Origin of the sequence: Mesorhizobium sp. M7A.F.Ca.CA.002.09.1.1 (genome assembly GCF_003998555.1) — a bacterium.
Lineage (GTDB): Bacteria > Pseudomonadota > Alphaproteobacteria > Rhizobiales > Rhizobiaceae > Mesorhizobium > Mesorhizobium ciceri.
Window position 1 is genome coordinate 1 of record NZ_RZRR01000180.1, and the last position, 7708, is coordinate 7708.

At 58.0% G+C, this 7708-nt stretch carries 7 protein-coding genes, 1 tRNA gene and 1 pseudogene; 7 read left to right on the top strand and 2 right to left on the bottom strand.

Annotated features, from left to right (window positions below; all coding sequences use genetic code 11):
- The first annotated feature begins 315 nt into the window (after positions 1 to 315).
- The 6 genes from EN994_RS10685 (at position 316) to EN994_RS10720 (ending at position 5668) form a co-directional block, all read left to right on the top strand.
- Positions 316 to 391: transfer RNA gene (locus EN994_RS10685), tRNA-Thr, on the top strand.
- A 324-nt stretch (positions 392 to 715) separates the two neighbouring features.
- Complete coding sequence (locus tag EN994_RS35350) at positions 716 to 1078, top strand: hypothetical protein (RefSeq protein WP_164745866.1); 363 nt, start codon at positions 716 to 718, stop codon at positions 1076 to 1078.
- A 410-nt stretch (positions 1079 to 1488) separates the two neighbouring features.
- Positions 1489 to 2142 (top strand): outer membrane beta-barrel protein, encoded by a 654-nt coding sequence (locus EN994_RS10695; protein WP_013531390.1) that lies wholly within the window; start codon positions 1489 to 1491, stop codon positions 2140 to 2142.
- Positions 2143 to 2411: 269 nt separating this feature from the next.
- Positions 2412 to 2792: a hypothetical protein gene (locus EN994_RS10700; RefSeq protein WP_013531389.1), complete on the top strand. Its 381-nt coding sequence runs from the start codon at positions 2412 to 2414 to the stop codon at positions 2790 to 2792.
- A 608-nt stretch (positions 2793 to 3400) separates the two neighbouring features.
- Complete coding sequence (locus tag EN994_RS10705) at positions 3401 to 4108, top strand: Crp/Fnr family transcriptional regulator (RefSeq protein WP_063168079.1); 708 nt, start codon at positions 3401 to 3403, stop codon at positions 4106 to 4108.
- A 1260-nt stretch (positions 4109 to 5368) separates the two neighbouring features.
- Positions 5369 to 5668, top strand: coding sequence for a DUF1236 domain-containing protein (locus EN994_RS10720; protein ID WP_013531386.1), 300 nt, complete (start codon positions 5369 to 5371; stop codon positions 5666 to 5668).
- Positions 5669 to 6034: 366 nt separating this feature from the next.
- Here the strand turns inward: EN994_RS10720 and EN994_RS10730 are convergent, their stop codons facing one another.
- Both EN994_RS10730 and EN994_RS10735 read right to left on the bottom strand, forming a co-directional pair.
- Positions 6035 to 6604 carry a DUF2569 family protein gene (locus EN994_RS10730; protein WP_063168081.1) on the bottom strand — a complete coding sequence of 190 codons (570 nt, stop codon included), beginning with the start codon at positions 6602 to 6604 and terminating at the stop codon, positions 6035 to 6037.
- 126 nt (positions 6605 to 6730) lie between these two features.
- A complete protein-coding gene (locus tag EN994_RS10735; RefSeq protein WP_024503901.1) occupies positions 6731 to 7345 on the bottom strand; it encodes a TetR/AcrR family transcriptional regulator in 615 nt (204 codons plus the stop codon).
- 91 nt (positions 7346 to 7436) lie between these two features.
- Between EN994_RS10735 and EN994_RS10740 the strand changes: the two are divergent.
- Positions 7437 to 7708 (top strand): annotated as a pseudogene (locus tag EN994_RS10740) (spermidine/putrescine ABC transporter substrate-binding protein); the annotation flags it as partial.

The window sequence follows — 7708 nt, forward strand, 5'->3', positions numbered from 1 at the left end:
CCCCGTGACATGGCGCAGCCAGAACGCCAGCGCGATGAAACCGATGATGGTGGTGACGCCGGTCCAGTCGACATTGGCCTTCTTCACGTCGCTGATGATCTTCACCAGCAGCATCCAGGCCACGAAGATGATCGGGAGAATGATGACAAATCTGATCATGCGACACCCCTGCTCGAAGCGATTGCACCCTTCCCTAGATGTAGGAAGCAATCCGGCGGTTTTCAGGATGCCCTCGCCGATGGCCCATGCGGCATGCCGGGAAAAAACGGAGTTTTGTCTTTACTGGCTCAACAAATATGCTAACCGGAGCGCCGTGCCCTTGTAGCTCAGCTGGTAGAGCAGCGGTTTTGTAAACCGAAGGTCGGCGGTTCGATTCCGTCCGGGGGCACCAGCACAATGCAAAAACCATAACATTTTCAAAAGCTTAGAAAACAAGGTTCGGGTTCGATCCACCGCTTATCCACCTGGAATTTTTCATTTGCCAACGCGAGTATCCGCCCAGAGCATCACCGTATCCGGATCATCCTCTTCGTCCTCCTCCGGCTCGTAAGGTTCCGGCGCCACCAGCAAATCGATTCGCCTAAGGTCAGTCCCTCCCATTGGCGCATCGAGCGAGAGCGTTTTGAAGGTGTCATATTTGTGGATAGTGTGCTTGGTGCTAGGTTGCCAAATATTCAGCCTGGCTCAGATTTGGGAATATTGGGGGGACGTCACTTTGATCCGCATTTTGGTCGCACTCGCCGCCGCAATTTGCTTCGCGTCTTCGGCGGCTTCGGCAGGACAGGACAATATCCACTTCCTGGTCGGGATGCCCGATGCCAAGTTAAATTTGGCCGCTAAAATGGCAGGTAACCTCAACGGCGTTATGCAAAGGTGCCGGCTGAGGCCTACAGAGAATGGAAAAGCTATCATTGCTGTCCCTGTGCTTTTGTACGAGGGGATAGAAAAACACCTGACGCCTAATCCTCCTAAGTTCCGGAAGGCCATTCACACCTATGAAAGAGCTTACGCCATGGCGGTCCAGAGAGCGGGAAATTGCCAGGCTGAGAAGGCCAAATACCCGGGACTTTACCGATAGATGGCTGCGAAGGGACCCGGACATTGGGCGAGTCACCGCCCTGCGCGCCGCCGCCTAACTATGGCGTCGACGGCATCCTTCCTGATTGCTGCGGATTGAGCCGTCCGGTATACCCATCGGCATTCTTCACGAACACAGCTGCAAGCCTGATCCGTGCGGCAGCGGCTTCATTGAAGATCAGAACGGCACCCCTTCCACGCTCCGCACTTGAATTTCTCGATAATGCCCGCATCGAAGCCTGACGCGGAAGTATTGAGCTCTTCGAGGGATGCCTGCTTGCACCGGCCATCCCGATACCTATTTCGCCGAATTCAGGCGCAGCAACTTAGCCTACGGGTGTGACTTCCTAGCTATATACAAAGTTGCAGGCTCATCGATATAAAGCGATTGGCGATTTTGATGGGGATTTCATGAAAGCTTTTTTGCTCGCTTCATTCGTTGCGCTTTCCGCGGCTCCGGCCATGGCTGCCGATATGACGATCGCTCCTGTCGATACCCCTGAATGGACCTGGCAAGGGCCATACGCCGGCGTGTTCGGTGCCGGAACGTTGGAACACTACAAGATCTATGGACCGGGCGCCCAGGCTGGCGCAACGCATAATGTCGGCTCGGCAACGGTCGGCGGCTTTGCAGGCTATAACCTCCAATCCGGCAAGATTGTCTATGGCGTCGAAGGCGAGCTTGGCTACCGCTTCAAGAAGAACACCTTCGACGATATTCCAGGCCCAGGCGTCCTTGACGCCTCCACAGGTTTGTTCGGATCCGTAAAGGGTCGCGTTGGCATGGACATGGGAGCCTACATGCCGTTCGTCACGGCTGGTGTAACCGCTGCAAAGCTGAAGACATTCTACCCGGGTGGAAACGCTGAGCGGGATGCCACCTTGGTCGGTGGTGTTGTTGGAGCAGGCATCGACGTCGCGCTCACACACAACGTGTTCTTGCGCGGCGAATACGACTTCTCCTTCTTCGGCAAGAAGTCGCTTGAATATTGTGGCGGCGGATGCACGCTGGAACACACGCTTCAGACGCACGATTTCCGCGTCGGCATCGCGATGAAGTTCTAACTGTTCAGCGCGTCTCCGACTTTGACGCCCCCCGCGGGAATGGCAAGACCAAGGTCCAGCTTGTGAATGGCATTCCGCGGGCGCAATGTCGCCGCGAACCCGACGGCTAGGGGCCTGGATCGCAAATAGTTTGCCGTTCAGGCCCTTCGTTCGTTCCGGACCATGCCCATCTGCGCGCCATCCCTTCGTACCAAACCGTACGTTGAATCCTTCTTGGGTCACGCGTGACAAGAGAGTAAATAAATCCTTTCGCAGGAAGGGAGGCCGCGATGGCAGAAACGCATATAGAAGTCGCACGCGCGGTTATAGAAACCAGCTTTCGGTTGCGGCACCATTCCCTGGCCGGCACTGCCTCATTTCGCCGTGATATGGACCACTCCCGACGCGCAATCGAGGCCTCGCGCGAACTGCTCAAGCGCCTTCGCCAACGTCATCGCGATGACATGGCCCGGGAGGGAGATCCGGAGCCAGGTCCTGTTGCCGTCTCGGCCTTCGATGCCGACATTCTCCGCTCGGCGTTTCGAAACCTGGTCAGGGAAACAGGCGTTCCCGAGTGTGAATGGCGCCACCTGGCTGAAAGCTTGGTCCGCGAATATGTCGGGTGCGAGCAGGTTAACGTTGGCTTGTTGGACTGGATTACCCACAAGTAGTCAGCGGTATAAATTGCGTACCAACGCAAAGCAGCCCGTCCCGCCCACATTGCCGGTGACACGAAACGGGCTGCGGAAGCCCGCATGCGACGCTTCCTGCAATCCAACTTCGGGCGAGTACGGATGTTCCGTTAGTTTCTGCTGAAAGGCGGTACATTCTGCTGCCGTGGCCATTCGACAGTCACTGGTAGGGTAGACCCGCCGCTCCATTTGCGAAGCGACGGGCTCTCGCCCACCCCATACCTGTGAAAGCAATTTAGATGCCAAACTTTTGACCCGTTATGGGGCACAACCGTCGCCTTGCCAGTCGGTCGGTCGCCCTCTCGTCGCTCTGCCTCGACATTGATAACCATGTACATCATGCCGGCTCGTTGGCTGCGATCACAAATTGTCGGATTCGTACGAAGCAGAGTTCTGTACGATTCCAACCCTGTAACTTTGTACACCCCTGTTTTGTAATTCGGCGGCTGAGGGGACGCCGTGCATCAGGTTGCATTTCACTGTCAATCGCGCGCCAGAGGGCGTATATTTTTTAAATCGTCTGCACGTGTCTACGGGCGCAGACGGCAGGGAGATTGGAAAGCTCTTGCCCCAAGCGGGATTGAGCTATGACCAATCCAGAGAACGATTCCTACAGAAACCAATTGTTGCGCAGGCTTGACCCTGGTGACCTGGGGCTTTTGCAGCCACACCTTGAACTGTGTGACCTCGAGCCGAAAATGACCTTAGAGAAAGCCGATTCGGAGATCGAGACGGTGTACTTCCTGGAGGACGGCATCGCTTCTGTGGTCGCGACGGCTTCAGGTAAGGAAGCCGAGGTGGGCCTTGTCGGCTTTGAGGGAATGACCGGTGCCGCGCTCGTGATGGGCGCTGACTATGCAGCGCATCAATGCTACGTTCAGTCGGCCGGCAGCGCTTTCAGGATGGGAACCGAGCCCTTCAAGGAGGCTCTTGCGAACAGCCCAACGTTGCGCCTTTTCCTGTTGCGCTATGTCCACTACTTCCACATCCAGACCAGCTATACGGCCCTGATCAACGCAAAATCAAACCTTGAAGAGCGGTTGGCGCGCTGGCTTCTAATGTGTGACGATCGGGTCCACGGCGAGCGCCTTGCGATCACCCATGAGTTTCTCGCCGTCATGCTTGGAGCAAGACGCCCAGGCGTTACCGTTGGGCTGCAAGTTCTGGAAGGACGTGGTTTCATCTATTCTCGACGTGGCGAAGTGCACATCAGGGACCGCAGCGGACTTGCGGCCTGCGCAAACGGCACCTACGGCAAGCCAGAAGCCGATTACGTTCGGCTAGTTGGATTATAGCGCTCCAAGCATGCCGGACGTAGGCCGCGGTGATCCAAGCACCTGCGCCTCGCGCCAGCAATACAGCCCGTCCCGCCCACATTGCCGGTGACACGAAACGGCTGCGGAAGCCGCGATCCGATGCGATTGCAATCCAACCCTGGGCGCGCACGGATGTCCCGCAAGCTTCATATCCCGTGCGTCAGCACAAGATAAATAGCGGGGACGAGCATCAACCAGCCGCTCAGTCCAAGAACCACCAAGATGGCCATGCGCTCTGTTCGCCTGACAAGGTCGGCAATGTTTTCTTTGTCCGGCAAAGCGACGGAGGCCACAAACCCGGGCGCACGATCATCGTTGCCATTTCCCGGTTGGTTCGCGCTGCCACTCTCATTCGATCTCTGGACCAATGTCATTGTGATCGTTCACCGAAAAGAATCTAAACCGGCCCGTTCTCGGCGCGTGAGCCGGAACGGGCCGAGGCGGGAAATCAGTTAAAATCGAAGGACGACCGAAGGACCACGTCGGCGGTTGCACCGGATGCGACGGCGACCATGCCGCCAATAACTGCGGCAAACCCGTCTCCAGCCCCGCCGGCGGCGGTGGGGACGGTAGTGCCAGTCCCGATGATAGACTTGCTGCACTTCTGCCTGTGCGTCTTCTTCAAAGGTCTCTGTTTGTGGCGTCTCAAGTTCATCGAGGATGCCGTGTCCGGCCCCTGGAACACCCGCCATTGCGTCAGTTGGGCGGACAGCGCTTGCAAGGGCCGCTGCCCCGGCAACGCCAAACATTGCAGTCAAGAAGGATCGCCGATCCATAATAAACCTCCCAAGGTACATGTGCTAGAAATGCGCCCACGCCTGCCGAATGAGCATGCATGGGCGCACGGTGAAATACAGGACCCGCCCGCCGCCGAAGCAGCTCACGGGTCCTATCAGCGCAGGAAGGGACGTAGCTGCGCCGATCCACGCCATGTCAGCCAAGAACGACCCCCATCACCAGGAAGGTGATGGCTGTTGCGAAAATCGGTGCGAGCAACCATCGCGCCTGGCCGACACTTTTTTCCACTGTTTCTCTCCGAATTGGAGAGACAACAACCTTTAGGCCTAAGCCGTTCCGCCTACTCCCAACGGGTAAGACCATTGCGTTTTCCAACCAGACTTTGGTCCTGCGCGGATTCAGACAGAGGCCCGTATGAGGAACGTTTGGCCTGGCGACGTGTTCGGGTGGCTGGCGCCCAGCCGATCGTGCTGCCGCCAGGTTACAAGAGGAGAAAAACAAATGAGGATGCACCTAAGCAGCGCCGCTGCGGCGCTCTTGCTGTTGGCCAGCGTCGGCGCGGTTGCGGCACAGGATGTGGTTATCACACCGGAACAGGACACCGTCGTGCGCGAATACGTGAAGAAGCAACCCTTGGCTTCTGTGAAGCTTCCGGGGGTGGAGTTGAATGTCGGCACGGCTCTGCCAGACACGGTCGAACTCCACGAGGTTCCCAACGTCAAATACCGCTATACGGTGGTCGACAACCGAACGGTTTTGGTGGACCCGAGCACACGCAAGATTGTGAAAGTCTACGACTGAAACTTCGAACCGGCCAGGCCCGCCGGCAGGGATGCCGGAGGGGTGCGCTCGTCAAATCGCCACTCAATCGGACAAATGAAAATGATGAACCCTGAAGTCGAGACGTCGCAAGCGCTCGTGGCGCGCCTGGTTGATCTCCAGGCGAGAGCGCGGGCAGCACGTATAAATGAGGCCGAAATAAAGACCTTCCAAAAGGTCGCAGCCGTCACGGATGATGGTCGAGGTCGGTCGGCTCAGGATCTGGCCGTTCCAGGTTCGATGGCGACATAGTGGTGCACGAGGTCACACCCCAATCGCCGCCACAAGAATTCGGTTCTGCCCGCGGATCGCCGCGCGCAGTTCCAACATTCCAAGTTGTGCCTTCTTCTACGACGCGCCAGCAACCTGGGTGGATGCCCCAACCCTGGTGAAGGTGTTCCGCACCCTGACGGACTTGTAGACGTAGGCGACCCAGAGCCCTATCAGCACAAACGAGACTATGTGCGTCGCAAGCGCCTCGCCAGTGACCACTTGCCGAACCGAAACCCCGATCGCGGTGGAGACCCAGATCGCGTCCAGTATGACCGCCACCGGGATTGCGAGCCATTGGATGAGAAACAACTGCTTGAACCGAAGGCTCCGCCTCAGCATGGCAACGAGCACCACAAGCTGAAGCACCATGAATGCCAGCAGCAGGGCAACCTCGCCATAGACCACCATGGGTCCATTCGGCACCAGCATGAGCTGGTTGTCGCCATCGCTGGAGGCCCCCAATTCGGCGAGTGTGCGCAGCGGTGACAATGCCTGACCGATAGCCAGCAGCATCAGCCAGCCGCCGAAGCCCACAAGAGCCTCAGGATTCTGCGACGGCTTCGCGGCCGATCGAACAGCAAAGAAAACAGGCACGCCGATCAACAGCAGCATGATCGCCCAATGCCAGATGGAAAACGCCCCCATTTACGCCTCCCCTTTTTATGCTCCCTTAAGTTGTACCAGGCTTTAAATTCAACTCAAGAGGCGAGCGCTGGTGTGAAATGACAATATGCCGAACCGACGATTTTCTCCTGTCTGCTCCTGACTCCCTCACACCCCGATCGCCGCCACCAAAATCCGGTTCTGCCTCCGTATCGCTGCGCGCAGCTCCGGTATCCTCGCCGCGTCGCGTTTCACGAACTCGATGAACATCATGTTCATGTTGTTGAAGATCAGTTCGCCGAGCGCCGCCCCGTCGATGTCCTGGCGCACCAGGCCGAGCGCCTGCAGCCGGGCGATCAGGGCGCGGATCTGTTCGGTCAGCGCGCGGTCGAGCGCGGTGTAGGCCTGGCCGAACGGGCTGTCGGGCAGTTGCGTCGAGATCGCCATTGCCTGCCGCCACATCTCCTTGCTGAGATAGTGCAGCGAGTGCTCGATGTAGATGCCGATCAGCGTATCCAGCGCATCGCCGACATTGGCCGGCGGCCTGGCGACGACGCCCTGCCCGGCATTCAGCACCTCGTTGACCTCCAGCGAGACGATGGCGCCGAGGATGTCGCCCTTGTTCTCGTAGTAATTGTAGATGGTGCCGACCGAGACCTCGGCCTGCGTGGCGATCGCCTCTATCTTGGCGCCCTCATAGCCGGCCTCTCGAAACAGTTCCGCCGCCGCTTCGATGATGCGCCTGTGCCGGTCCGCCTTTTGCCTTGCCCGCAATCCGCTCATTCCAGCCTCTTTCCACAAAAACAGAATTGACTCAATTTTAGAATTGGTTCAATTTTTTGCAAGAAGCCACAAAGGCAAGGGAGAACACTCGATGTCCGCACATTCCAAGACCATGAATTCGCTTTCCATGTTGAAGAGCCATCTGCATGCTGCGTGCGCGGCCGCGGCGCTGTTGCTCGCAGCCGGCAGCGCTGTCCAGGCCGCCGACCTCAACGCGCTGATCTGGTGCGATCATGCCGATCCGGCGCTGCTGCAGCCCTTCGAGGAGGCCAATGGCGTCAAGGTCAACGTCAAGGATTTCGAGGGCACCGGCGCTGGCCTCGCCATCGTCGAACAGTCGCAGCCGGGCGACTGGGACGTGAT